Annotated in this window: 23 protein-coding genes and 1 pseudogene; 8 read left to right on the top strand and 16 right to left on the bottom strand. The window is 60.9% G+C overall.

Going from position 1 to position 25,191, the window contains the following annotated elements:
- Positions 1 to 65 precede the first annotated feature (65 nt).
- The 3 genes from J2Y83_RS15020 to J2Y83_RS15010 form a co-directional block, all read right to left on the bottom strand.
- Positions 66 to 752 carry a GntR family transcriptional regulator gene (locus J2Y83_RS15020; RefSeq protein ID WP_253396341.1) on the bottom strand — a complete coding sequence of 229 codons (687 nt, stop codon included), beginning with the start codon at positions 750 to 752 and terminating at the stop codon, positions 66 to 68.
- Positions 753 to 769: 17 nt separating this feature from the next.
- Positions 770 to 1,471 (bottom strand): FadR/GntR family transcriptional regulator, encoded by a 702-nt coding sequence (locus tag J2Y83_RS15015; RefSeq protein WP_253396339.1) that lies wholly within the window; start codon positions 1,469 to 1,471, stop codon positions 770 to 772.
- A gap of 170 nt (positions 1,472 to 1,641) precedes the next feature.
- On the bottom strand, positions 1,642 to 2,967 hold the full coding sequence (locus J2Y83_RS15010) for a C4-dicarboxylate transporter DctA (RefSeq protein WP_253400397.1): 1,326 nt from the start codon (positions 2,965 to 2,967) through the stop codon (positions 1,642 to 1,644).
- Between the two features lie 217 nt (positions 2,968 to 3,184).
- Between J2Y83_RS15010 and J2Y83_RS15005 the strand changes: the two genes are divergently transcribed.
- A complete protein-coding gene (locus J2Y83_RS15005; RefSeq protein WP_253396337.1) occupies positions 3,185 to 3,814 on the top strand; it encodes a DNA-3-methyladenine glycosylase I in 630 nt (209 codons plus the stop codon).
- Between the two features lie 18 nt (positions 3,815 to 3,832).
- Here J2Y83_RS15005 and J2Y83_RS15000 read toward each other — a convergent pair whose 3' ends face one another.
- From J2Y83_RS15000 to J2Y83_RS14970, 7 genes are all read right to left on the bottom strand, one after another.
- Positions 3,833 to 5,266, bottom strand: a complete 1,434-nt coding sequence (locus tag J2Y83_RS15000; RefSeq protein ID WP_253396336.1) for a PLP-dependent aminotransferase family protein — start codon at positions 5,264 to 5,266, stop codon at positions 3,833 to 3,835.
- A 132-nt stretch (positions 5,267 to 5,398) separates the two neighbouring features.
- Positions 5,399 to 6,166: an SDR family oxidoreductase gene (locus J2Y83_RS14995; protein WP_253396334.1), complete on the bottom strand. Its 768-nt coding sequence runs from the start codon at positions 6,164 to 6,166 to the stop codon at positions 5,399 to 5,401.
- 31 nt (positions 6,167 to 6,197) lie between these two features.
- Complete coding sequence (locus J2Y83_RS14990) at positions 6,198 to 7,265, bottom strand: phosphotransferase family protein (protein WP_253396332.1); 1,068 nt, start codon at positions 7,263 to 7,265, stop codon at positions 6,198 to 6,200.
- A 129-nt stretch (positions 7,266 to 7,394) separates the two neighbouring features.
- Positions 7,395 to 8,348 carry a 2-hydroxyacid dehydrogenase gene (locus J2Y83_RS14985; RefSeq protein ID WP_253396330.1) on the bottom strand — a complete coding sequence of 318 codons (954 nt, stop codon included), beginning with the start codon at positions 8,346 to 8,348 and terminating at the stop codon, positions 7,395 to 7,397.
- A gap of 190 nt (positions 8,349 to 8,538) precedes the next feature.
- Positions 8,539 to 8,970 carry a hypothetical protein gene (locus J2Y83_RS14980; protein WP_253396328.1) on the bottom strand — a complete coding sequence of 144 codons (432 nt, stop codon included), beginning with the start codon at positions 8,968 to 8,970 and terminating at the stop codon, positions 8,539 to 8,541.
- An 89-nt stretch (positions 8,971 to 9,059) separates the two neighbouring features.
- On the bottom strand, positions 9,060 to 9,560 hold the full coding sequence (locus tag J2Y83_RS14975) for a DUF4822 domain-containing protein (protein WP_253396326.1): 501 nt from the start codon (positions 9,558 to 9,560) through the stop codon (positions 9,060 to 9,062).
- 309 nt (positions 9,561 to 9,869) lie between these two features.
- The gene (locus J2Y83_RS14970) at positions 9,870 to 10,394 is read right to left on the bottom strand and encodes a cysteine hydrolase family protein (protein ID WP_253396324.1); all 525 of its coding nucleotides are present in this window, start codon (positions 10,392 to 10,394) and stop codon (positions 9,870 to 9,872) included.
- Positions 10,395 to 10,880: 486 nt separating this feature from the next.
- On the opposite strand from J2Y83_RS14970, the gene J2Y83_RS14965 reads away from it, so the two are divergent.
- Both J2Y83_RS14965 and J2Y83_RS14960 read left to right on the top strand, forming a co-directional pair.
- Entirely contained in the window at positions 10,881 to 12,158 is a 1,278-nt protein-coding gene (locus J2Y83_RS14965; RefSeq protein WP_253396323.1) for a serine/threonine transporter, read from the top strand.
- Between the two features lie 144 nt (positions 12,159 to 12,302).
- Complete coding sequence (locus J2Y83_RS14960; protein WP_253396322.1) at positions 12,303 to 13,955, top strand: SulP family inorganic anion transporter; 1,653 nt, start codon at positions 12,303 to 12,305, stop codon at positions 13,953 to 13,955.
- A gap of 51 nt (positions 13,956 to 14,006) precedes the next feature.
- Here J2Y83_RS14960 and acnB read toward each other — a convergent pair whose 3' ends face one another.
- Positions 14,007 to 16,607 (bottom strand): bifunctional aconitate hydratase 2/2-methylisocitrate dehydratase, encoded by a 2,601-nt coding sequence (acnB, locus tag J2Y83_RS14955; RefSeq protein WP_253400396.1) that lies wholly within the window; start codon positions 16,605 to 16,607, stop codon positions 14,007 to 14,009.
- 396 nt (positions 16,608 to 17,003) lie between these two features.
- Here acnB and J2Y83_RS14950 point away from each other — a divergent pair, with 396 nt between their 5' ends.
- Complete coding sequence (locus J2Y83_RS14950) at positions 17,004 to 17,474, top strand: DUF1289 domain-containing protein (RefSeq protein WP_247401612.1); 471 nt, start codon at positions 17,004 to 17,006, stop codon at positions 17,472 to 17,474.
- Between the two features lie 3 nt (positions 17,475 to 17,477).
- Here J2Y83_RS14950 and J2Y83_RS14945 read toward each other — a convergent pair whose 3' ends face one another.
- Positions 17,478 to 18,341, bottom strand: coding sequence for a universal stress protein (locus J2Y83_RS14945; protein ID WP_253396321.1), 864 nt, complete (start codon positions 18,339 to 18,341; stop codon positions 17,478 to 17,480).
- 149 nt (positions 18,342 to 18,490) lie between these two features.
- Here J2Y83_RS14945 and J2Y83_RS14940 point away from each other — a divergent pair, with 149 nt between their 5' ends.
- The 3 genes from J2Y83_RS14940 to J2Y83_RS14930 all read left to right on the top strand — a co-directional run bounded on the left by J2Y83_RS14940 (position 18,491) and on the right by J2Y83_RS14930 (position 21,266).
- Positions 18,491 to 19,093: a tRNA-(ms[2]io[6]A)-hydroxylase gene (locus J2Y83_RS14940; RefSeq protein WP_253396320.1), complete on the top strand. Its 603-nt coding sequence runs from the start codon at positions 18,491 to 18,493 to the stop codon at positions 19,091 to 19,093.
- Between the two features lie 187 nt (positions 19,094 to 19,280).
- Positions 19,281 to 19,988, top strand: a complete 708-nt coding sequence (locus J2Y83_RS14935; protein ID WP_247401615.1) for a winged helix-turn-helix domain-containing protein — start codon at positions 19,281 to 19,283, stop codon at positions 19,986 to 19,988.
- Positions 19,989 to 21,266: an ATP-binding protein gene (locus J2Y83_RS14930; RefSeq protein WP_253396318.1), complete on the top strand. Its 1,278-nt coding sequence runs from the start codon at positions 19,989 to 19,991 to the stop codon at positions 21,264 to 21,266.
- 75 nt (positions 21,267 to 21,341) lie between these two features.
- Here J2Y83_RS14930 and J2Y83_RS14925 read toward each other — a convergent pair whose 3' ends face one another.
- The 3 genes and pseudogenes from J2Y83_RS14925 to ampC all read right to left on the bottom strand — a co-directional run bounded on the left by J2Y83_RS14925 (position 21,342) and on the right by ampC (position 23,220).
- Positions 21,342 to 21,830, bottom strand: a complete 489-nt coding sequence (locus J2Y83_RS14925) for a GFA family protein (RefSeq protein ID WP_253396316.1) — start codon at positions 21,828 to 21,830, stop codon at positions 21,342 to 21,344.
- 33 nt (positions 21,831 to 21,863) lie between these two features.
- Positions 21,864 to 21,968 (bottom strand): annotated as a pseudogene (locus J2Y83_RS14920) (LysR family transcriptional regulator); the annotation flags it as partial.
- Between the two features lie 100 nt (positions 21,969 to 22,068).
- Positions 22,069 to 23,220, bottom strand: coding sequence for a class C beta-lactamase (ampC, locus tag J2Y83_RS14915; RefSeq protein WP_253396314.1), 1,152 nt, complete (start codon positions 23,218 to 23,220; stop codon positions 22,069 to 22,071).
- Positions 23,221 to 23,348: 128 nt separating this feature from the next.
- Here ampC and J2Y83_RS14910 point away from each other — a divergent pair, with 128 nt between their 5' ends.
- The gene (locus J2Y83_RS14910; RefSeq protein ID WP_253396312.1) at positions 23,349 to 24,227 is read left to right on the top strand and encodes a LysR family transcriptional regulator; all 879 of its coding nucleotides are present in this window, start codon (positions 23,349 to 23,351) and stop codon (positions 24,225 to 24,227) included.
- A gap of 64 nt (positions 24,228 to 24,291) precedes the next feature.
- Here J2Y83_RS14910 and yghX read toward each other — a convergent pair whose 3' ends face one another.
- The gene (gene yghX / locus J2Y83_RS14905) at positions 24,292 to 25,179 is read right to left on the bottom strand and encodes a YghX family hydrolase (RefSeq protein ID WP_253396310.1); all 888 of its coding nucleotides are present in this window, start codon (positions 25,177 to 25,179) and stop codon (positions 24,292 to 24,294) included.
- Positions 25,180 to 25,191 lie beyond the last annotated feature (12 nt).

Raw genomic sequence — 25,191 nt, 5'->3', positions numbered from 1 at the left:
CAGCGGTAAAAAATGTGGGAGGGGGCAAGCCCCCTCCCACTTTTTGTTTGTGCGTTTACTGGAGATCAGTGGTGCTTGAGTAGTTTGGTTTCCAGCTGATCCAGGTGCTGGGTCATCAACGACACGGCTGCGCTGACATCCTGTTGCTCCACCGCCTCGACGATTGCCACATGCTCCTGCCACGCGCAGTACGTGCAGGCTTTCGCTTCAAACTGCGCAATGATCAACGACGTCAATGGCACCAGGCTATTGAGGAACTGTGCCAGCGGCCCATTGCCGGCAATGGCCGCCAATTGCAGGTGAAACTCCCCCGACAAACGAATCGCCGGCCCGCGCTGGTCGCCCTGGATGCACTCGCGTTCGCGGGCAATCAGCTCGCGCAGTTGGCGGATCTGCGCGGGCGTTGCCTGGGCACAGGCCAGTTGCACCACCGTGATCTCCGTCATCCGCCGCGCTTCCAGAATCTGGCGTGTTTGCTGCGCATCTGGCGCAGCCACTTGGGCACGCTGGTTGGGGCGCAGGATGATCACTTGTTGCTGGGATAGCTTGGCCAGTACCCGGCGAATCACGCTGCGGCTCACGCCAAAGGTTTCGCCCAGGCCGTCTTCGGTAAAGCGGCTGGAGGGGCCGATGCGTTGTTCGAGGATGGCGTCGAACAGCCGAGGGTAGATGTCGTCCACGGCGGGCTTTTTACCTGCCACCAGGCGCAGGGCAGGGAGGATCGGGTCGCGTTGCAGGGCGTGGGCGGTCATGGCCGGTCTCCAGAAAGTCAGCTACCCAGATGGTCGTCCGGGATGTTCAAGCGAATGCCCATGCGCAGGCCTTCTTGGAGGATGTGTCGGCGCATCTCGGCACTGGCCAAGGCGCTGTTTTTGTTGCGGATGGCGCGCACCACGGCGTCGTTTTCCTGCAGGCGCTCCGCGAGGTGTTCGGGAGAATTGCGCAGCACCTGGGCGCTTTGCTTGAGGGCGTTGCTGGTTTGCTGCACCACGTTCTGGAAGATTGGGTTGGAGGTGAGGGCGAACAGTTCTTCGTGGAAACCGATGTAGGCGTTCATGCCGGCTTCGGCGTCGCCGGCGTCCAAGGCTTCGCGCATGTCCATCAACGTCAGGCGCAGTTGGCCGACTTCCTTGCTGCTGATGGATTGGGCCACCAGGCCGACAATGAACGGCTCCAGGGTGTAGCGCAGTTGCAGGATGTCTTCGAGGCTGGCGTCGGCCACGGCGTCGCTCGATTGCGGCTCGCTGACGCTGGTTTCCAACACCACTACGCCCTTGCCGGGCATGGCGCGCACCAGGCCGAGGGTTTCCAGCACGATCACGGCTTCACGCAGGCTTGGGCGGCTGATGCCCATTTGTTCGGCCAGTTCACGCTGGCCGGGCAGCATTTCGCCCCGGCGCCACTGGCCCCGCGCCAGGGCGGCGCGGAGTTTTTCTACGACTGAATTGACGACGGTTGAGGGGGTGATCACGTCGATGGCTCCTTGATATTGCGAATACAATTGCCACAAAGGCGACGATTAAGTGTGGGAGCGGGCTTGCCCCAGATAGCAATGTATCAGTCACCTGCGATGAGGCTGATCCAGCGCAATCGGGGGCAAGCCCCCTCCCACAGGTGATCTGTGTCGCTCATGCCAATGGGTCAGAACTCCTGGTGCGCGGGCACTACCGGCTTTTTAGCCTGGAACGCATAACCCTGCTGGCCGGCGAGTACCTTGTTGGCGCGCTGGATGTCGATGTCTTTTTCCCAGCGCGCAATGGCGATGGTGGCGACGCAGTTGCCAATCAGGTTGGTCAATGCGCGGCCGATGCCCATGAACCAGTCCACGGCCAACACCAGCACCAGGCCGACCACCGGAATCGCCGGGATGGCCGTGAGTGTCGCCGCCAGAATCACCAGCGCCGAGCCCGGAATGCCATGGGCGCCCTTGGAGGTGATCAACGACACCAGCAGGATGGTCAGCAAGTCGGTCATCGACAGCGGTGTGCCGGTAGCGTTGGCGATAAACACGATGGCCAGGGTCAGATAGATCGAGAAGCCGTCGAGGTTGAACGAATAGCCTGTCGGAATCACCAGGCCCACGGTGGAACTGCCGATGCCCAAGTGTTCCAGTTTACGCATGATCTGTGGCAGCACCGCGTCGGACGAGGCGGTGCCCATCACGATCAGCAGTTCTTCGCGCAGGTACTTGAGCAGCGGCAGCATGCGCAGGCCGGACAGGCGCATCACCAGGCCGAGGATCACCCCGACAAACATAAAGCAGGTCAGGTAGAACAGGCCTACCAGGCTGCCCAGGTGCTGCAGTGAGTCCAGGCCGTAGGTGCTGGTGGTAAAGGCGATTGCGCCGAACACGCCGATCGGCGCCAGGCGCACGATCATGCCCATGATGCGGAAGATCACGTGACTCAGCTCGTTGATCAGCCGCGAAATGCCCGACGCCGCTTCACCCACCAGGTTCAAGGCGCTGCCGAACAGCACCGAGAACAGCAGCACTTGCAGCACGTTGTTGTCGGCAAACGCACCGATCACCGAGTTGGGGATCAGGTCCATCAAGAACTGGCTGGTGCCCTTGATGTGTTGGCCCTTGTCGGCCAGTTCATGCAAGCCGGCGGAGGACAATTGCTCCAGGTGGATATTCGCGCCAGTACCGATACCGGTGCTGAAGGCCATGATCAGGCCGATCACCAACGCGACGGTGGTCAGCACTTCAAAGTAAATCACTGACTTCAAGCCGATGCGTCCGACCTTTTTCAAGTCGCCAGCGCCGGAGATACCGCTGACCACCACGCAGAACACGATCAGGCCAATCAACATCTTGATCAGTTTGATGAAACCGTCACCCAGGGGTTTGAGTTGCGAGGAGAATTCGGGAAGGACCAAGCCGCAGAGGATGCCGAGCATCAGACCGATCACGACTTGCAGGAAAATCGAACGCGAGCACCATCTGAACATGGGAGGGATCTCTATTCGGTGCCTTGGTGGGTCCAGGGCTTAATTATTGTGGTCATACCGGTAAGTCCAGTGCGTGGCCAGTCTACGCTTGGGTTTTTCCCGATCACAAGTAAATATTCCGCGCTTGGCGGGTTCCGGTCTGACCAGTTGCTTTGCGAGGGCGGTGCTTGAGCGGTTGGCGGGGCGCAAATTTTTTCGCTTATCATCCGCCGCTGAGTACGCGAGGTGACGGATGGACAAACCAGGACTGAGCACCAACGACGCAGGGCTGACCCATTGCAGTTGGCGTACCGCTGCGCCGGAATATCCGCATTACCACGACCACGAATGGGGCGTGCCGGTGGCGGACGACATTCAGTTGTACGAGAAGATCTGCCTGGAGGGTTTTCAGGCGGGGATGGCGTGGATCACCATCCTGCGCAAGCGCGAGCACTTTCGGCGGGCGTTCGACGGTTTTGATTTTCGCCGGGTGGCTCAGTACGGCGAAGAGGATATCGAGCGCCTGATGGTCGACCCTGGCATCGTGCGCAACCGCGCGAAGATCATCTCGACCCTCAACAATGCGCGCAGGGCATGCGAGTTGGTGCAGGAGAGCGGTTCGCTGGCGAAATGGCTCTGGTCATTCGAACCGGCGCCTGAAGAGCGCCCGGCGGTAGTGGACCTGGCTTACTGGAAGGCCAATCCGACGTCACCGGCGTCGGTGCGCTTGTCCAAGGCCTTGAAGAAACGCGGGTGGACCTACGTGGGGCCGACCACGATGTATGCGTTGATGCAGGCGATGGGGATGGTCAATGATCACCTTGAAGGCTGCGTCTGTCGTGAGCGGGTCGAAGACCACCGCCGCCTGTTCAGGCGCCCCTGAATCATGCGGGAAGGCCCGTTAGCCAATGTGCTGGAGAATGTCGCGCACCTTATCCAGCGCCGGGTCGATGTCCAGGGTTTCGATCGCGCCGAAGCCGATGATCAAACCCGGGCGTACCGGCGTGTCGTGAAAGAACACATCGAGCGGATACAGGCCCACTTCCATCTGGCGTGCCAGTTCCCGCAGCCGCGGGATGTCCACCGCCACCTTGCACAGCGCTGCCATATGAAAGCCGGCCACGGTGGGCACCGCGTCGAACCACGGCGACAGGTCGCCCGCCAGGCGTTGCAGAATGCGTTCGCGGCGCCCGGCATACACGCTGTGGCAGCGGCGAATGTGCTTGAGCAGATAGCCTTCGCTGATGAACTTGGCCAGCGCCCATTGCGGCAGGGTGGAGCTGTGTTGATCAGTCAATTGCTTGGCCTTGAGCACCGCGCCATAAATCGCCGGCGGCAGTACCGCATAGCCCAGGCGCAACTCCGGCAGCAGGGTTTTGGAGAAGGTGCCGACGTAAGTGACCACGCCACGGGTGTCCATGCTTTGCAGGGAGTCGGTGGGGCGGCCTTCGTAACGGAATTCGCTGTCGTAGTCGTCTTCGATAATGATCGCCCCCAGCTCGAACGCGCGGGCCAGCAGGGCTTCGCGGCGCGCCAGGCTCATGGGCATGCCGAGGGGAAACTGGTGGGACGGCGTCACATAGATCAGCCGCGCGCCGTCAGGGACCTGGTCGACCTGAATACCCTGATCGTCGATGGGCACCCCGATAACGTTTGCTCCCATCGCCATGAACAACTGGCGCGCCGGACTGTAGCCGGGGTCTTCCATGGCGACGATGCTGCCCGGCTCCAGCACCACGCGGGCGATCAGGTCGAGAGCCTGCTGCGCGCCGTTGGTGACCACAATGTCGTCGGCGCTGCATTTGACCCCACGGGAAAACGCAATGTGCCCGGCGATGGCGCTGCGCAACGCCGGCAGGCCTTCGGGCTGGCTGTAGAGACCACTGTTCTGGGCAATACGGCGCAGGGCGTCCTGGGTGCAGCGCCGCCATTCGTCCTGGGGGAATTGCTGGCGGCTGGTGGCGCCGCCGAGGAATTCGTAGCGCAGGGCGCTGTCGCGCGTGGGGTGATGCATGGGCGAGGGCAGCGCCTGCCACTTCGCCAGGTTGGCGGCGCAGGCCAGGTCGGTGGCGGTTTGTAGGTGTTCGGTCGGCGGAGTGCGGCCGTTGACGAACGTGCCTCGTCCGATCCTGCCCACCAGCAGGCCTTCGTAGGTCAGGGTGGCGTAGGTGTCGGACACGGTCTTGCGTGACACGCCCAGTTGCGCGGCCAACAGACGGCTGGGCGGCAGTTGCGCCCCGGCGGCCAGGCGTCCGGAGTCGATGGCTTCGCGCAGTTGCTGGTAGAGCTGTTCGGCCAGGTCCTTGCGGCCGTTGATGATCACGTGCAGTTCCATGTTTGTCCTGAGGGGCTGAATCGCTCCAAGACTACTCGCAGGTGACGCTTGCTCCAAAGGGGCGGTAGGACAACGCGATAAAAAAAGTGGGAGCGGGCCAGCTCCCACCTGGGGATTGTGCTGCTTAGGTGGTTAGGACAGGAAGCCACCGTCCACGTTCAGCGACACACCGGTGGTGTAGCTCGATGCATCGCTGGCCAGGTACAGCACCGCGCCGGCCATCTCGCTTGGGTCCGCCACGCGCTTGAGCGGGATCTGCGCCAGGGCCATTTTCAGGATCGCGTCGTTCTTCACCAGCGCCGAGGCGAACTTGGTGTCGGTCAGGCCCGGCAGCAAGGCGTTGCAGCGGATGCCGAATTCGGCGCATTCCTTGGCGAACACCTTGGTCATGTTGATCACGGCGGCCTTGGTTATCGAATAAATGCCTTGGAACACGCCCGGTGAGATGCCGTTGATCGAGGCCACGTTGATGATGCTGCCGCCACCGTTTTCGCGCATCAGCTTGCCGGCTTCCACCGACATGAAGAAGTAGCCGCGAATATTCACATCCACGGTTTTCTGGAAGGCGCCCAGGTCGGTGTCCAGCACGTTGCAGAATTGTGGGTTGGTCGCGGCATTGTTGACCAGGATGTCCAGGCGCCCAAACTGTTCGCGGATGCCGGCGAAGACCTGGGTGATCTGCTCCATTTCACCGATATGGCAGGCAACCGCAGTGGCCTTGCCGCCGTCGGCGATGATCGCATCCGCCACGTGCTGGCAGCCTTCCAGCTTGCGGCTGGAGACGATCACATGGGCGCCTTGCTGGGCCAGCAACTTGGCGATGGCCTCACCGATGCCACGGCTGGCGCCGGAGACAAAAGCGATCTTGCCGTCGAGGTCGAACAGGTTGGTCTTGGACATGGGGGTTCCTTGTGGGTCTTGGCTCGGTCGATCAGAGGGCGGATTTGCCGATGACATTCAGGCTCATCTGCTCCAGCAGCTTGTTCATCTGAATGAACTGCGCAAAGCGTTTGTCCTGGGTCTGGCCATGGAAAAAACGGTAGTAGATCTGCTGCACGATGCCGGCCAGGCGGAACAGGCCGTAGGTGTAGTAGAAGTCGAAATTGTCGATCTCAAGGCCGGCGCGCTCGGCGTAATAGTCGACGAACTGGCGGCGCGTGAGCATGCCGGGCGCGTTGCTCGGCTGGCGGCGCATCAGTTGCACGGGCGCCGGGTCGGCGGCTTCGATCCAGTAGGCGAGGGTGTTGCCCAGGTCCATCAGCGGGTCGCCGAGGGTGGTCAGTTCCCAATCCAGCACGCCGATGATCTGCATCGGGTTGTGCGGGTCGAGGATCACGTTGTCGAAGCGGTAGTCGTTATGCACGATGCTCGAGGTGGGATGGTCGGCCGGCATCTTGTCGTTGAGCCAGGCGCGCACGGCCTCCCAGCGCGGCGCGTCGGGGGTCAGGGCTTTTTCGTAGCGGTCACTCCAGCCGCGGATCTGGCGCGCCACGTAACCTTCGGGCTTGCCCAGGTCGGCCAGGCCGCAGGCGCTGTAGTCCACTTGGTGCAGTTCGACGAACTTGTCGATAAAGCTTTTGCACAGCGCTTCGGTCTTGCTCGCGTTCAGGCCCAGTTCGGCCGGCAGATCGGAGCGCAGGATGATGCCGTTGACGCGCTCCATCACATAGAACTCGGCGCCGATCACCGATTCATCGGTGCAATGCACGTAGGCCTTGGGGCAGTAGGGAAAGCCGTCTTTAAGTTGATTGAGAATGCGGAATTCGCGGCCCATGTCGTGGGCGGACTTGGCCTTGTGCCCGAACGGCGGGCGGCGCAGCACGAACTCCTGGCCCGGGTATTCCAGCAGGTAGGTCAGGTTGGACGCGCCGCCGGGGAACTGGCTGATCTTGACCGTGCCGCTCAGGCCCGGAATATGGGCCTTGAGGTAGGGATCGATCAGGCTGGCATCAAGTTCTTCGCCTGGGCGGATCTGGGTCGATTGGTCGTTCAGCGCCATGCTTATCCCTTCTGCTTATTCTAAAGGCCTCGGACTATTGGCTAATCTAATGCGCCCAGCCGCCCGGCCACAAGGTCGGGGCGGCTTAATAGGTTCGCGTGTTGGATGATGATCAGCGTGCCTGATCGGTCATTTTTCGGGCGGCGGCAAGGCGACCGGCGTCAGCACCGGACGGCCGGCGAAGTACTCCAGCAGGTTGTCGGCCACCCGTTGCACCGTATCGTGGGCGGCTTCCGGCGACAGCCCGGCCACATGGGAGGTCAGCACGGTATTGCTCAGGCGCTTGAGGGCGTCGGGCACCTTGGGCTCGTCGTCGAACACATCCAGTGCCGCGCCGCCGATACGGCGCTGCTCCAGGGCGGCGATCAGGTCGGCGGTCACCACCACGCTGCCACGGCCGATATTCACCAGGTAGCCGTTCGGCCCCAACGCATCCAGGGCATGCCGATCGATCAAGTGGCGCGTGCTGGGGCCGCCGGGCGTGGCCAGGATCAGGAAGTCCGAGGTGCGCGCCAGCTCCACGGCGGTCGAGCAATAGGTGTAGTCCACGTCATCGCGCGGCTGGCGGTTGTGGTAGCTCACCTGCATGCCGAACCCGAGGGCGGCGCGCTTGGCGATCTCCAGTCCCACCGCGCCGAGCCCGAGAATCCCCAGTTGCTTGCCGCCCAGGGAAGGGCGCATCACCTTGGGCCACTCGCCGTGGCGCACTGCCGCGTCCGTTTGTGGAATGCCGCGTACCAATGACAGCAACAAGGCCATAGCGTGGTCCGCCACCGACGGCGCGTTCACGCCGGCACCGTTGGTCACCACGATCCCGCGATTGCTCGCTGCCTGCAGGTCGACATGCTCATAGCCGGCACCGATCACGCAGATGATCTCCAGCAGCGGCAGCGCGGCGATTTCTTCGGCATACAGACCCAGTGGGCCACGCGTCAGTACGGCTTTGATCTGCCCGCCATGGGCCTTGATGGCCTGTGCGCGTTCGGCGGGCGTTGGCGCCAGGATCACATGAAAGTCATTGCTTTCGATGATGGGCAGGTATTCGTTGATGGTTTCGACCAGAACCAGAACAGTGGCGGGCATGGGGCAGCTCTTGCTGTGGAGAGTGATGCCTGGATTATGCGTTTTTTTTGTAGTCCGAAATGCCTGGGGGTGAAAGATATTTCCCCGCCTGAAGGGGATCAAGGACGACCTTGGCTGAGGATGCACCAGGCATTTCGGCGAGACATGCAGGTGTCTACTTAGGTGAAGATGCTGTGCATGCCCTCGGGTGTTACTGGGGTTGCCTCACCTTGTTGATTTCTGCCTGTGCGATTTCCCTGAAATCATAGGTCGGGAAAAACTCTGTTTTGTAGGAGCCCCACGCGCTGTTTTCCAATGCGAGGTTTACCGCCGACAGGCGTGAGGCGGGTAAGCGTAGGACGACCACCTGCCCGATACCCATGGTGATGTTCCAACTGACAACTTCTACCCCCTCCGGTGGAAAAACTTTATAAAACTCTTGTTTGGCGAGTTGGGCCCTCAGTTCGCTGAGTGGGCGTGATTGATCATGTTTGAGAAACACCGTCAGCATGATCGCATTGTCCGGCGTGGCGACAGGCGCTTTTGCGATAGGCGGGGCTTTAGGTTGCGCATTAACGCCGGCCGATATAAAGGTGGACAGCAATACGGTGGATATCAGTAATGACTTGAGTTGTGTTTTCATAAGTGGACATTTCTTTGTTGGTTTTGTTGTCGGGGTTATTCAGGGAATGGCTCAAGTGCCTGGCGGCATCGAGCTGATATTTGGATAACTCAGTGAGAGGTCGCGGTTTTTATAGCGCCTTTGTAAGGTGCATGAACGACATAGATACGGACAGTCTCGTTGGTCTCGATCATGTCTAGGGGCACTTCCCGCGAATAGGTGAACTCCGCGTTATTCAGTGTCTCCAGCCGCCGCACGACGGTCCTGATCGGGCCTTTGTCAGGCACCAGGATATGGTTTTTTTGATCGCCCGTGACAAGGAAGTAACCGCCGCCGCCATGGTCATACTTTGATTGCCCGGTGTCGGCGTAGAAAAACTCATAGCGATTGCGCATGGGGTCCCACATGGATATACCCACCACGCCTGGATACTTGTCTTTGACGTCAACTTCCGGGTGGCCTTCTATATAAACTTTAGTGGTCAGCCATTGGGGGGATGAGGCCAACGCCTGGACATCGGCTTTGGTATTCATTGACTGCCCATGACTGGCCAGGGGCGAGAGAAACCCAATCAGAAAAAAGCCTGTAAGGATCATTTTGTATTTATGCATGAAATAATTCCTGGTCCAGGGTGTGTGAGGTGTTTTTATCGTTATTATTTATAGATTGTAATGTTTGGTGCGGCGGTGGATAAAATATAGGCGTGATGAGGCAGTGTTTCAATGCGGTGGAAAATGTTGTAACAAATTCGCTGTTGATTGTGTTAAGGGTTTTTCAAATATTTTGAATTAATAAAATAAAGGTGGGTTGGTTGCGATTGCACGGTCTATAAAAACCGTCGGGCAATTTTAAGGTTATGTTTAATGTTGCAGGCGTGTGAAGTGGGACGAGCAAGCTCGGTCCCACAGTATTTACTGTTGTCAGAAACTGACCTCGGCCGCTCTCACACGTTGCGCAAACGCTCCGGCCAATGTGGCATTGTGATGTTCGATGATCGCCGCCGCCGACAGCGTTGCGGTGTCCATGCAGGTATGACCGTCTTCGGGCAGGATCACCGAGAACCCCAGTTCTACTGCTACGCGGCAAGTGGTATCGATACAGAACTGGGTTTTCATCCCGACAATCACCAGTTCATTGACCTGTGTCGCGCGCAGTCGCTGCGCCAGATCGGTACCGAGGAAACAACTGGGGCGGGTTTTATTGAAGAACTGGTCACGAGCCTCATCGACATCCAGTGCGTGCCACACCTGCCAATACGGGCTGCCCGCTGCAATCGGTGAGCCCGCCGGGCCAGTGTGACGGGCGACGAAGATCGGTGCGCCGGCTGTGCGGGCGCGACGGATCAGTTGGTTAATGGTCTCCAGCACGCGCTCGCGTTCGAAGGGTTGGTCCGGGCCATCGTACAAACCGGTTTGCATATCGATGATCAACAGGGCGTCAGCCATGGTGTTGCTCCTTGCGTGTGCCAGATGGAGGCGCAATAAAAAGGCCCCGTCCATTGCTGGCGGGGCCTTGGGTTGAATCTGTGAGGTGTCTAGTTCAAGCCCCCACGGCAACCGCACGACCCGCCGGAAGCGGTCGTTGTGGTGGTGCGGGTGAGGCGTAGCTGAAATAGGTTCATAGGCCGATCATGCTGGGCATGCGTTTGACAGTCAACAGTCGCAGGTATTCTCTTACAAGGCATAACGATGTTTCTGGCACTCATGACGGATTCATCTGATACGCCACTGCCCCTGATGCGCTCCACGCTGAGCGCGCCAAAAATAGCCGAAAACCTCGCTCTTGAGCCTCTGCACCGCTTAACCGTTCCTCAGCTAAGCCTTTGCTTATTCAAAAGAATCCCGGACAATCGCGCCCCTGTTATGGTTGGGGCGCTGCCTGTCAGGTTTTTCTGACTCGTCCCTGCTGTGGAAATGCGGAGATCCGATCGGATGAATGATCAGGCCAATAGCGTCGACGAACGCTATGTCACGACACCTGTAATCCTTACAAGCTGGAGCCGTCAGGACACCACCTGGATGCTTGGGCTATTCGGCACGGCGATTGGTGCTGGCACTTTGTTTCTACCTATCAACGCCGGCCTTGGCGGCTTCTGGCCGTTGGTGGTCCTGGCGCTGCTGGCCTTCCCGATGACGTTTTTTGCCCACCGTGGCTTGACGCGTTTTGTGCTGTCCGGTCGTGAAGGTTCCGACATCACCGACGTGGTCGAAGAGCACTTCGGCGTCAAGGCCGGTGCGCTGATCACCTTGCTGTACTTCTTTGCGATCTTCCCGATCCTGCTGATCTACAGCGTGGCGCTGACCAACACCGTCGGCAGTTTCATGGAGCACCAGTTGCACATCATGCCGCCGCCACGGGCGATCCTGGCATTTGTGCTGATCCTCGGCCTGCTGGCCGTGGTGCGTTGCGGTGAGCAGGCGATCGTCAAGGCGATGAGCTTGATGGTGTATCCGTTCATCGTCGCCTTGCTGTTTCTGGCGGTGTACCTGATCCCCCACTGGAATGGTGGCATCCTCAGCACCGCCAGCGTGGTCCCGGCGCCTTCGGCGTTGCTCAGCACCTTGTGGCTGGCGATTCCGGTGATGGTGTTCTCGTTCAACCATTCGCCGATTATCTCGGCCTTTGCCGTGGACCAGAAGCGTCAGTACGGCGCGAACGCCGATGAGCGCAGCTCGCAGATCCTGTCGCGCGCGCATCTGTTGATGGTGGTGATGGTGCTGTTCTTCGTGTTCAGTTGCGTGCTGACCCTGTCGCCAGCGCAACTGGCCGAAGCGAAAGCGCAGAACCTGTCGATCCTGTCGTACCTGGCCAACCACTTCGACAACCCGACCATCGCCTTCGCCGCGCCGTTGATTGCATTCGTGGCAATTGCGAAGTCGTTCCTGGGCCACTACATCGGCGCCAGCGAAGGCCTCAAGGGCCTGGTCGCGAAAACCGGCCGCCGTCCGGCACCGAAGAGCCTGGACCGCATGACCGCCGCCTTCATGCTGCTGGTGTGCTGGATTGTCGCTACGCTTAACCCGAGCATCCTTGGCATGATCGAGACGTTGGGCGGGCCGATCATTGCATCGATCCTGTTCCTGATGCCGATGTACGCGATCCGCAAGGTGCCGGCGATGGCCAAGTACCGTGGGCAGGCGTCCAATGTGTTTGTCACGGCGGTTGGCCTGGTGGCGATTACCGCGTTGATTTACTCGCTGATGTCCTGACAGCGCGCTGCACCAACCAGGGCTGATTCGCAGACATGGCGGATCAGCCCTTTTTTACGCTCGTAAAACCTGACACGGCGCAACCGCCGCACGGCAATGGGCGCTAAGCTGGAGCACTTTTTTAGCCAGGATGGGTGGGGCCGATTGAACACTGAAACCGATGCGCTCGTTGTCGCTGCGTCGAAGCGTACCCAGGACATACTCGCCGGCTTATCGATTGCCGGTTTGCTGCTGCCGGAGGCAGTGGCCTATTCCAGCATTGCCGCGCTGCCGCCCCAGGCCGGTGTGATTGCCTTGTTTGCCGGGCTGGTGTGCTACGGCCTGTTCGGCACCAGCCGCTTCGCGATTGTCTCGGCTACCTCGTCGTCGGCGGCGGTGTTGGCGGCGGCAACGGCCAGCCTGGCGGGTGATGATCCGGCGCTGAGGCTGTCCCTGGCTTTCGGGCTGGTGTTGATCATTGGCGTGTTTTTTCTCTTGGCCGGGTTGTTCAAGCTCGGTGGTGTCACCTCGTTTATCGCCAAGCCGGTGTTGCGCGGGTTTGCCTTCGGCCTGGCGCTGACCATCATCCTCAAGCAACTGGCCGGTGTGGTGGGTGTTCACCTGACCGATAACAACCTGATCCGCTTCCTGCCGCAGTTGCTGGAGCAACTGCCGCACTGGAACTGGCCCGCCGCCATGGTGGCCGCGGTGGCATTGCTGGTGTTGTGGCTATGCGACCGCGTTCCGCGCCTGCCCGGCGGGTTGGTGGTGATAGTGCTGGGCATTGTTGCCGGCCAGAGCCTGAACCTACAGGCCCAGGGCGTGGCGCTGATCGGCCTGATTGACCTGCGCCTGGAGCTGGGGCATTTGCCGGTGCTGCCGTTTGCCGATTGGCTGCGCCTGGGCGAGTTGGCGTTTGCGCTGGTCATGATTTTGTATGCAGAGTCCTACGGCTCGATCAGTTCGTTCGCCCTTAAACATGGCGACCGGGTGTCGTCCAACCGTGATTTGCTGGCGCTGGGGGCGGCTAACCTGGTGTCCGGTTTGTTCCACGGCATGCCGACGGGCGCCGGGTATTCGGCGACCTCGGCGAACGAGGCGGCTGGCGCCTATTCGCGTTGGGCGGGGATTGTCGCGGCGCTGGTGATCCTGGCGATTGTGTTGACGGTGCTGCCGTATGTTGCGCTCACGCCGGAGCCGGTGTTGGCGGCGGTGGTGATTTATGCCCTGGGCCGCGGTTTGAGCTTGCAGCCCCTGGGGCGTTACTTCCTGTGGCGGCGCGACCGTTTGCTGGCGGTGTGCGCGGTGGCGGCCGTGCTGGTGCTCGGTGTGCTGGATGGCTTGTTATTGTCGGTCGCGATCAGCGTGGTGTTGATGTTGCGCCAGATGTCGGCAGCCGATATCCAGGTGCTTGGGCGGCTGGGCGACACTCATGACTTCGTGGACCGCCTACACCATGCCGATGCGCTGACCATCCCCGGCGTATTGATCATACGGCCGAGCGAAGCGCTGTTTTTCGCGAATGCCGAGCGCATCCTCGGCGCTGCCCTGCGCTTGATGCGCCAGTCATCCGCGCAGATGGTGGTGTTGAGCCTGGAAGAGTCCCACGACCTCGACGGCACCAGCATCGAAGCGCTGGCCGCGTTTTTTGCCCAGGTACGCGCACAGGGCAAGCAACTGGTGCTGGCACGGGTGCGACATGATGCCCATGAAGTATTGCAGATGCTGCCCGAGGCGCAGGCGCCAGAGGTTTTGCTCAGCGGCTTGAGCGTCGATGGGGCGGTGCAACTGGCGCTGCGGGCCCATCCACAGGCATAAAAAAACGCCGCGTATCTTGCGATACGCGGCGTCCTTTACATCAACACACCCTTAGGCTTGCAGCACCGGGATGTTGGCGTTTGCAGCGCTTTCACGGAACTCGGCGATCTGATCGAAACTCAGGTAGCGATACACATCGCTGGCCATGGTGTTGATCTTCGCGGCGTATTCCATGTACTCCTCGACGGTCGGCAGGCGACCCAGGATCGAAGCCACCGACGCCAGCTCGGCCGAAGCCAGGTAGACGTTGGCGCCATCGCCCAGACGGTTCGGGAAGTTACGGGTCGAAGTCGACACAACGGTCGAATTCGGCTCTACACGTGCCTGGTTACCCATGCACAGCGAGCAGCCCGGCATTTCCATGCGCGCGCCAGCCTTGCCGTAGATGCCGTAGTAGCCTTCTTCGGTCAGTTGGTGAGCGTCCATCTTGGTCGGCGGCGACAGCCACAGACGGGTTGGCAGCTGACCCTTGACCTGATCCAGCAGTTTACCGGCAGCGCGGAAGTGACCGATGTTGGTCATGCACGAACCGATGAACACTTCGTCGATCTTCTCGCCAGCAACGCTGGACAGCAGACGGGCGTCGTCCGGATCGTTTGGCGCGCAGAGCACAGGCTCCTTGATGTCGGCCAGGTCGATCTCGATGATTTCGGCGTATTCCGCGTCGGCATCGGCCACCATCAGCTCCGGGTTGGCAACCCAGGCTTCCATCGCTTGGGCGCGACGTTCCAGGGTGCGTGCATCGCCGTAGCCTTCGCCGATCATCCAGCGCAGCAGGGTGATGTTGGAGTTCAGGTACTCGGTGATCGACTCTTTCGACAGCTTGATGGTGCAACCGGCAGCCGAACGTTCAGCCGAGGCGTCGGACAGCTCGAAGGCTTGTTCGATGCTCAGGTTGTCCAGGCCTTCGATTTCCAGGATGCGGCCGGAGAAGGCGTTCTTCTTGCCTTTCTTCTCTACGGTCAGCAGGCCAGCCTGGATCGCGTAGTAAGGAATGGCATGAACCAGGTCACGCAGGGTGATGCCAGGTTGCATTTTGCCTTTGAAGCGCACCAGGATCGATTCCGGCATGTCCAGTGGCATTACGCCAGTGGCTGCGGCGAACGCTACCAGGCCGGAACCGGCCGGGAACGAGATGCCCATCGGGAAACGGGTGTGGGAGTCACCACCGGTGCCGACGGTGTCCGGCAGCAGCATGCGGTTCAGCCAGCTGTGGATGATGCCGTCGCCTGGGCGCAGCGACACGCCGCCACGGGTCATGATGAAGTCAGGCAGGGTGTGGTGGGTGGTCACGTCGATCGGCTTAGGATAAGCCGCGGTGTGGCAGAACGACTGCATCACCAGATCGGTCGAGAAGCCCAGGCACGCCAGGTCTTTCAGTTCGTCACGGGTCATAGGACCGGTGGTGTCCTGGGAACCCACGGTGGTCATCTTAGGCTCGCAGTAGGTGCCTGGACGAACGCCAGCCACGCCGCATGCCTTGCCGACCATCTTCTGCGCCAGGGTGAAACCCTTGGTGCTTTCGGCCGGAGCTTCCGGCTTCTTGAACAGGTCGGACGGTGGCAGGCCGAGTTCGGCACGCGCCTTCTCGGTCAGGCCACGGCCGATGATCAGCGGGATACGGCCGCCGGCACGGACTTCGTCCAACAGCACCGGGGTCTTCATTTCGAAGGTGGTCAGGACTTCATCGGTACCGTGCTTGCAGACTTTGCCAGCATGCGGGTACAGGTCGATCACGTCGCCCATGTTCATGTTGGTGACGTCGAACTCGATCGGCAGTGCGCCAGCATCTTCCATGGTGTTGTAGAAGATCGGAGCGATCTTGCTGCCGAAGCAGAAGCCACCGGCGCGCTTGTTCGGCACGTAAGGAACGTCGTCGCCGAAGAACCACAGTACGGAGTTGGTTGCCGATTTACGCGACGAGCCGGTACCGACCACGTCACCGACGTAGGCGATCGGGAAGCCTTGGCCGCGCATTTCTTCGATCTGCTTCATCGGGCCGGTTTTGCCTTGCTCGTCCGGCACGATGCCGTCGCGAGCCATTTTCAGCATGGCCAGGGCGTGCAGCGGGATGTCAGGGCGGGACCAGGCGTCCGGCGCAGGCGACAAGTCGTCGGTGTTGGTTTCGCCGGAGACCTTGAACACGCGCAGGCTGATCTTGTCGGCCAGGGTCGGACGGTTCTTGAACCACTCGCCGTCGGCCCAGGACTGGATCACGCCTTTGGCGTGTGCGTTGCCAGCCTTGGCTTTTTCAGCCACGTCGTGGAACGCATCGAACATCAGCAGGGTGTGCTTGAGTTGAGCGGCGGCGACAGGTGCCAGTTCGGCGTTGTCGAGCAGCTCGACCAGGGTCACGATGTTGTAGCCGCCTTGCATGGTGCCAAGCAGTTCAACGGCGCGTTTCTTGTCGATCAGGGGAGAAGTGGCTTCGCCCTTGGCCAGGGCAGACAGGAAACCGGCTTTGACGTAGGCTGCTTCGTCAACACCTGGTGGAATGCGGTTGGTGATCAGGTCAACGAGGAATTCTTCTTCGCCAGCCGGAGGATTTTTCAGCAGCTCAACCAGGCCTGCGGTTTGTTCGGCATTAAGCGGCTGGGGAACAATACCCAGGGCTGCACGCTCTTCGATATGTTTGCGATACGCTTCAAGCACAGTTATTACCCTCATCAGTGGTCCCACGGGACGCTCATCCAGAAATGAACGGCACGCACGCGCTCGGGGGCCTTTTGGGCCGCAAAGCCTGCGCTGCCGACATTCCTCACAGAAGCTGCTTTCAAAGTTTTACGCCTGCAGAACGGAGCTGATGAGGGTTGGCGCTGGCTTGACCTGCGGGGTCATTGACCATCGCCAATACCGTTCTGAAGGATCGACTGTGCTCGTGACGCTTTGAAAACAGCTTCCAGCGGATTATTGGCGCCTTATAAGGCCGGTTGATTCTACGGCAAATAATTTCTAAAGGTAAGTTGCCAAGCCAAGTTTGCGGGGTGATGAACCTTAGACAAAGGGCTAACATGGTGCACTGTTTCGCTGATTTGCGTGTTGCCACCCATGTCCAACCACACCATCAAGACCCCCTGCGTAGGCCTGTGCTCCACGGTTTACGGTGACCTCGTGTGTCGCGGATGCAAGCGCTTCCACCACGAAGTGATCCAGTGGAATGGCTATAACGAAGAGGAAAAACGCGCGGTCTGGCTACGGCTCGAGCAACTGCTGGTGCAGGTCATGGCCGGCAAGCTGGAGGTTTTCGACCCCAAGACCCTGCGCGGCCAACTGGAACAACGCAAGATTCGCTTTGTACCGCACCAGTCAGAGTACTGCTGGGCGTACCAGTTGATCGCTCGCGGGGCGCGGGTGATTTCCAACCTGGAGGCCTATGGCATGGTGCTGCTGCCGGAGTTTCGCGAGTGGAGCCTGCCGGAGCTGCGCGATGCCATCGACCGTGAGTTTTTTATCCTGTCCGAGGCGCATTACCAGCGCTATATCGCGCCGGGGTTTCTCAAGGATGTGTTGGGTGCCTGACGATCAGGCCTGGTTGGCCAGCTTTTCCAGCTGATCCGTCAGTGTCTGCGGCTTGAGCACCAGCACATCGCTTTCCAGTGCATCCAGCACCACTTCCGCCGTATTGCCGATCAGCGCCCCGGTCAGCCCGGTGCGCGCCACGGTGCCGATGATCGTCACTGCCGCTTTCAATGTGTAGGCGGTATGGGGAATCAGCACATCCGCCGGGCCTTCTTCGATATGCAGGTGGGCGTCGTCTATATCAAATTCGGTCTGGAATGCCGTGCACTGCTTGCGATAGCGCGCCTCGATGGTTTCCTTGAGCTGAAACACCGGGTCGCCGGCCGAGAGCATCGGCGATGGATGGGCACTGATTACATGCAGTGAGGCCTTAGACAGGCTGGCAATGTCGAAGCCGTAGTCGACGATCATGTGGTGCAGCGCGCGGTGTTCGGCGTCGGTATTGCCCACATCGATGGCTGCAAGAATGACGCCGCCGCTCCATGGGGTTGCCGTCTTGACCAGCAGGACCGGCGCAGGGCAGTAGCGCAACAGCTTCCAGTCCGCCGGGGTCAGCAGCGCCTTTTTCAGTGGGCTGTCGGCGTAGTGCTGCTTGATCACCAGGCCACAGCCTTCGGCCTGCTGCACGTCGATGATGGTTTCATGCAGGCTGTTACTCCACGCCTGTTCGGTCGTGACGTTGTAGCCGTCTTCCGTCAGGCCGGACTTGAGCAGACTCAACAGCGCTGAATGCTCACGCTTTTTGTCGCACACCAGTAGGTGCAGATGCGCGCCGGTGGCCCCGGCGATCAGTTTGGCGCGCTTGAGGGCCAGGCTTTCCGAATGCTCGGGCTCAAGGACCACCAGGATGCTGCGGATGGCTTGCATGGTCGGGACTCTCCAGAAAGGGGGCGTTGAGCAACTATAGTTGCTGCCCGCCAGACGTCATGTTGATACACATCAAGGCCAGTGGCTGGTGGTCTGCGGCGCGGTCGGTATAATCGGCGGCCTATTGTGATCCTTTGCCCGTGAGCCCGATGAACCTGCCCGAAATCCACGAATTCCTCGGCTGCCCCACCCCTGGCGCCTGGGTCCAGGCCGCACTGGCCGATCAGGAAACCCTGTTGATCGACCATAAAAACTGTGAATTCAAGGCCGCCAGCACCGCCTTGAGCCTGATCGCTAAGTATCACAGCCATGTTGACTTGATCAATATGATGTCGCGCCTGGCACGCGAAGAACTGGTCCACCACGAACAGGTCATGCGCCTGATGAAGAAGCGCAAGGTCGAGCTGCGCCAGTTGCACGCCGGGCGTTATGCCTCGGGGCTGCGCAAGGTGGTGCGCACCCATGAACCGGTCAAACTGGTGGACACCCTGGTGGTTGGCGCCTTTATCGAGGCGCGCAGTTGCGAGCGTTTCGAGGCCCTGGTGCCGCATTTGGACGAAGAACTCGGCAAGTTCTACTTCGGCCTGCTGAAAAGCGAGGCGCGGCACTACCAGGGTTACTTGAAGCTGGCGTACCAGTACGGCGAGGCCAAGGACGTTGCCCAGGTGATCGAGCGGGTGAGGGCGGCCGAGCAGGCGCTGATCGAGTCGCCGGACGTCGAGTTCCGCTTTCACAGTGGCGTACCGACCTGAGGCGGCGGCGACGCCAGGTCATCCTTGCGCATAGTGCTGCCTGTAATGGCGTTAAAAATTGCAGGCTATTTGTTAAAAACTCTTAAAAGCATGAAGTTTCATCGCGCGTGGCCGACCAAGCGCTGTTGCCGGACAGCTTGCCTTCTATACTGCGCGCACTTCAATCTGCGTCGCACACTGAGAGCTTATGGAAAACCTGGGTCTGGGCAAGGTCCTGCTCGTTGAGGATGATGAGAAGCTGGCAGGGCTGGTCGCGCACTTTCTGGCACAGCACGGTTTTGAAGTGCGGGTGGTGCATCGCGGCGATGCAGCCTTGGCGGCCTTCCTCGATTTCAAGCCAAAGATTGTCGTGCTCGACCTGATGCTGCCCGGCCAGAGTGGCCTGCATGTGTGTCGCGAGATTCGCACGGTGTCCGACACGCCGATCGTGATCCTCACCGCCAAGGAAGACGACCTGGACCACATTCTCGGCCTGGAGTCCGGCGCCGATGACTACGTGATCAAACCGATCAAACCGCCGGTGTTGCTGGCCCGCCTGCGTGCGTTGCAACGTCGCCAGGCGCCGGAGCCGACGGTACGCGGGGCCATCGAGTTCGGGCGGCTGGCGATTGACCGCAGTTGCCGGGTGGTCAGCCTGGGCGGCGAGAAGATCGACCTCACCACCATGGAATTCGAGCTGCTGTGGTTGCTTGCCAGCAGCGCCGGCAAGATCCTCTCCCGCGATGACATCCTCAACCGCATGCGCGGCATCGCCTTTGACGGCCTGAACCGCAGCGTCGACGTGTACATCAGCAAACTGCGCGGCAAGCTCAACGACAACCCCCGTGAACCGGTGTGCATCAAGACCATCTGGGGCAAGGGCTATCTGTTCAATCCGTTTGCGTGGGAGGTCTAGATGCTGCGCCTGTTTCTACGCCTGTATGTGATTCTGGCCCTGGGCCTGGCGGGCGCGATCTGGCTGGTCAACTACACGTTCGATGAGTTGCTGCCCGAAGCCAACGAAACCTATAACCGCGAAGCCCTGCGTGGCCCGGCCTACGGCCTGGTCGAGCAATTGCGGCCGCTGCTCGGCGAAGCGCGGCAAGCTCGGCTGGCCGAGTTGCAACCCCACTATGGGTTGCCTCTGAAACTGGTGGAAAAGGACGCCCTGGCACTGACCGAGCGCGAACAAAAACTCCTGGGCGACGGCTTGCTGGTGGTGCGCGGGGACTTCAAGGAGTTCCTCGCCCGTATCGACGCGGGCCCGCAGTTGCTGGAAATAAAACTGCCTGAGGAACCCAAGTGGCTGTACCTGTGGGCCTACGGTTTTCTCGGGTTGTGCCTGGCTCTTGTGCTGTACTTTTGGGTACGCCCGCACTGGCGCGACCTTGAACACATCCGCCTGGCCGCCCAACGCTTCGGCGACAACGACCTCTGCTCGCGCATCCTGTTGCCACGTCGCTCCACCGTGCGCGAACTGGCCGGGCATTTCAACCAGATGGCCGAACGCATCGAAAGCCTGATTGCCAACCAGCGTGAGTTGACCAACGCGGTCTCACATGAACTGCGCACGCCTATCGCGCGCTTGTCGTTCGAGCTCGACCAGCTCAAACAACAGGCCGATCCCCGGCAGAGCCGTGCACTGATCGCCGACATGTACGCCGACCTTTGCGAGTTGGAGGAAATGGTCTCTGAACTGTTGACCTACGCCAGCCTGGAGCGCGGCGCCACCCAGGTCACGCGGGAGGCTATCGAGGCTCACAGTTGGCTCGACAGCGTGATCGGCAGCGTCGCCCTGGAGGCTGAGGCGGAAGGCGTGCAGTTGTCCTTGCGCAGGTGTGAGGTCGACGTTATCCAGATCGAACCGCGCTTCATGGCGCGCGCGGTGATCAACCTGCTGCGTAACGCCATCCGTTACGCCGACCGCCGGGTAGAAGTGTCGCTGGTCAAGTTCGGCAGCGGTTATGAGGTGCGGGTCTGCGACGACGGCCCGGGCATACCCGAGGAGGGCCGGGCGAAGATCTTCCAGCCGTTCATACGCCTCGACGCCAGCCGTGACCGCCGCACCGGCGGCTTCGGCCTGGGCCTGGCGCTGGTGCAGCGGGTCAGCCAATGGCATGGCGGGCAGGTGCTAGTGCAAGACTCCGAGTGGGGCGGGGCGTCGTTTCGGATGAGCTGGGCGTATGACGCTTGACGCTCTGGAATGCGAGGGCGATCAACGCTGGGCGCAACGGTAAAATCGCGCCTGCGAGTCTGCCGTCACGGACGGTTAACGGCTAAGCCCCAACCGTTCATGCCACTGCGCGATCGACTCCTGCGGGTATTCATCGAACTGCAGGTCGCCCTTGCGCACGCTGACTTCGACCCAGGGCGCCTTGGAGCCGAGCATCAGGTGCGTGTGTTGCGGCGGCACCGGCAATGGCGTGTCGATGGCCGAGGCAAACGGATGGATCAGCTCCGGCCACTCCGGGCTGAACAGCCATAGCGCGCTGCCGCATTGTGAGCAGAAATGCCGCTCGGCACTGCTGGTATGGGCGCGGCTGGCACCCTCGGGCTTGAGCCGGGCGTGGTAGATCGAGATCAGCTTGCGCCCGCGCACTTTCAGGCTGTTGCTGTCGCCCGCCAGGTTGATTGCGTAACCGCCGCCGCCCTGGGTCTTGCGGCAAATCGAGCAATAGCAGCGCTGGTAAGGGTAGGGATGGGCACTGGTCAGGCTGAACGTCACGGCGCCGCAATGGCAGGAACCTTCGAGTTGCATGGGCAGTCTCCTCTGGCAAGGTGACTCTGGAGTCTAGGCGCTTTGCAGCATTAAGGTCGCGATCAGGGCGTGAAGGGTCCCCGGCAGCGTTTCCAGCTCGCGCAACAGGATGCTGCGCTCGCGAATCGCCCATGGCTTAAGTTCATTGATGCTGAAATGCAGCACCTGCAAGCCTGCGGCTTGCGCCGGTCGGCGATGGCCGCCGGTGGAGGGCGCGCTCGGCGCCCTGGTTCAGGCTTCAGTTATCCAGCGCGCTCAAGATCGCATGAGCAACCTTGATCCGCTCGGCATTTGGATAGTTCTTGTTCGCCAGGATCACCACGCCCATGTCCTTGCTCGGCACATACGCCACATAGGCTCCAAAGCCCCCGGTTGAGCCGGTTTTGTTGTACAGCACGTTGGCCGGTTGCGCTTGCGGCGTCGCCAGCCAATGGGGGCGGTGGGGTTCCATTGCCATCGGTGTCGAGTTGCCGTCAATCAGCGCTTGCAGGGCGATGGGGTAGGGGTAGTACTCCCAACCCAGGCCTTGGGTCATGCCGTTCACGGTGTAATAGCCGGTGTGGGTGCTGGCGATGGCCTGTTGCAGCGGCTTTTCCAGGGTTTGCGGGTGCATGTTGGCCATCACATAGCGCGCCAGGTCGTGAGTGCTGGTCTTGATGCCGTAGGCTTCGCTGTCCAGTGCGCCGGGGCTTACGCGAACGGGCTTGTGGTGTTTATCGTAGCCTTGAGCGTATTGGCCTGACTGCTCGGCGGGCACGCTGACGTAGGTGTTGCTCAGGCCCAGTTTGGGCAGCAGGGTTTTCTCCATGGCGACATTGAAGGGCTGGCCCAGACTTTGTGCCGCGAGGTAGCCAAACAGGCCGATGCTCGGGTTGGAATAGAGGCGTTGCGCGCCTGGGGCGTAGGTGGGTTTCCAGTGCTGGAAGTAGCCGAGCATGGCGTCGGCACTGTCGGCCGCGTCCGGAAACTGCAGCGGCAGGCCGCCGGGGGTGTAGGTCGCCAGTTGCAGCAGGCTGATCTGGTCAAAGGCGCTGCCGGCCAGCGCGGGCCAGTATTGGCTGGCCTGGTCCGACAGCTTGAGCTTGCCGGTAGCCTGGGCGTAACCCCCCAGGGTCGCGGTGAACGTTTTGCTCACCGAGCCGATTTCAAACAAGGTGTTTTCGCTGACTGGTCGCTGGGCTTCCTTCGATGCCGTACCGTAGTTAAAGTATTGCACCTTGCCGTTCTGCACCACCGCCACCGCCAGGCCGGGAATGGCCTGCTGCTGCATCAACGGTTTGACGCTGGCGTCTACCACGGCCTGCAGGTCGGCGGCCAGGCATTGGCCGGCGCCGAGAAGTATCGCCAGCGCCGTTAAATGACGCACTCCAAACAAGGGTTGTCGGGGCATGATATCGCTTCCATGAATGTGATCGATTGAATGAAGAGCCTGCGCGGGCGTGGCAACGTTAGACAGTTCGCCGGGCCTGGGCAAACGATGTTATCTCGCACCAGCCATTAGAATAATTAGGGTCAAGCATGCTGCGTTCCCATCTGCCCCTCAACGCGCTACGCGCATTTGAGGCCTCCGCCCGGCATCTGAGTTTTACTCGGGCCGCCATCGAGTTGTGCGTCACCCAGGCAGCGGTCAGCCATCAGGTCAAGAGCCTGGAGGCGCAACTGAACGTCACCCTGTTCAAGCGCCTGCCGCGTGGCCTGATGCTGACCCGCGAAGGCGAGACGTTGTTGCCGGTGGTGCGCGAATCCTTCGACCGTATTGCCCATACCCTGGGCCAGTTCGAGGGCGGGCATTACCGCGAAGTGCTCACCGTCGGCGCGGTCGGCACCTTTGCGGTGGGCTGGCTGTTGCCGCGCCTGCCGGACTTTCAGCGCCGCTACCCGTTTATCGATCTGCGCCTGTCGACCCACAACAACCGCGTCGATGTCGCCGCCGAAGGCCTGGACTACGCGATCCGTTTCGGCGCCGGGGCCTGGCATGGCACCGACGCCTGCCAATTGCTCGAAGCACCGCTGACGGCGCTCTGTGTGCCGCCAATCGCCGAGCAATTACATACGCCGGCCGACCTGGTGAAACATACGCTGCTGCGCTCCTATCGCGCCGATGAATGGAGCCTGTGGTTCCAGGCCGCCGGGCTGCCTGCCGACACCCTGGTGTCGCGCAGCATCGTGTTCGACTCGTCACTGGCGATGATGGAAGCGGCCTTGCAGGGCGTCGGTGTGGCGTTGGCCCCCGCGCTGATGTTCTCGCGACAACTGGAAAGTGATGCGATCCGGCAGCCCTTCAACGTCGGCATCAGCACCGGCAGTTACTGGTTGACGCGCTTGCAGTCACGCGCCGAAACCTCGGCGATGATGGCGTTCAAGGGGTGGCTGTCGGAGGTGGCGGCGCAGGGTTGAGATTTTTATCAGGAGACAAAATGAAAGACTTGTCGCCGGCTAACCTCCACGCATTCAAAGGCAGTCAGGTCAGGTATTGGTTGAACCACCCCAGTGTGCGCTGCCACGCCAGGTTCGCTGCGGCCTCGTCATAGCGTGGCGTCGAGTCGTTATGAAAACCGTGGTTGGCGCCCTTGTAGATAAACGCTTCATAGCGGGTGCCTGCTGCCTTCAAGGCCTTCTCATAGGCCGGCCAGCCTTCGTTGATCCGCGTATCCAGCTCGCCGTAATGCAGCATGATCGGCGCCTTGATGCGCGGCACGTCCTTGTCCTGCGGCTGACGCCCGTAAAACGACACGGCGGCGCCCAGTTCCGGGTAGGCCACGGCCGCCGCATTGGCCACGCCGCCGCCATAGCAGAAGCCGATAATGCCGACTTTGCCGGTGCTGCTGTCGTGGTGCATCAGCCACTCGATGGCGGCGAAGAAGTCGTTCATCAGCTTGGTCGGGTCGACCTTTTGTTGCAGCTCTACGCCTTTTTCGTCGTTGCCGGGGTAGCCACCCAGCGATGTCAGGCCATCCGGCGCGAGCGCAATGAAGCCGGCCTTGGCCAAGCGCCGGGCGACGTCTTCGATATAGGGGTTGAGCCCACGATTTTCATGCACCACGACCACCGCCGGCAATTTCCCGGTGACCTTGGCCGGGCGTACCAAGTAGCCGCGCACTGTGCCGTTGCCCTTGGGCGAGGGGTAGGTGATGTAGTCGGCGACGATGTCCGGGTCGGTGAATTTCACTTGCTCGGCCAAGGCGTAGTTGGGGCTCAGCGCGGCGAGCAGCGCCGACGCGGTCAACCCGCCAAAGGTGAACAATGCGGCGCGGTCGAGAAATTGGCGGCGGTTGATCTTGCCGTGGGCGTAGCCGTCGTAGAGCTCCAGCAGTTCGGGGGCAAAGTCTTTGGCGGTGAGACGAGTCATCGGTGCTGTCCT

Source organism: Pseudomonas marginalis, from assembly GCF_024169655.1.
Lineage (GTDB): Bacteria > Pseudomonadota > Gammaproteobacteria > Pseudomonadales > Pseudomonadaceae > Aquipseudomonas > Aquipseudomonas paraveronii.
Note: the sequence above shows the minus strand (reverse complement) of the source record. Positions and strands in the feature narration are given on the sequence as shown.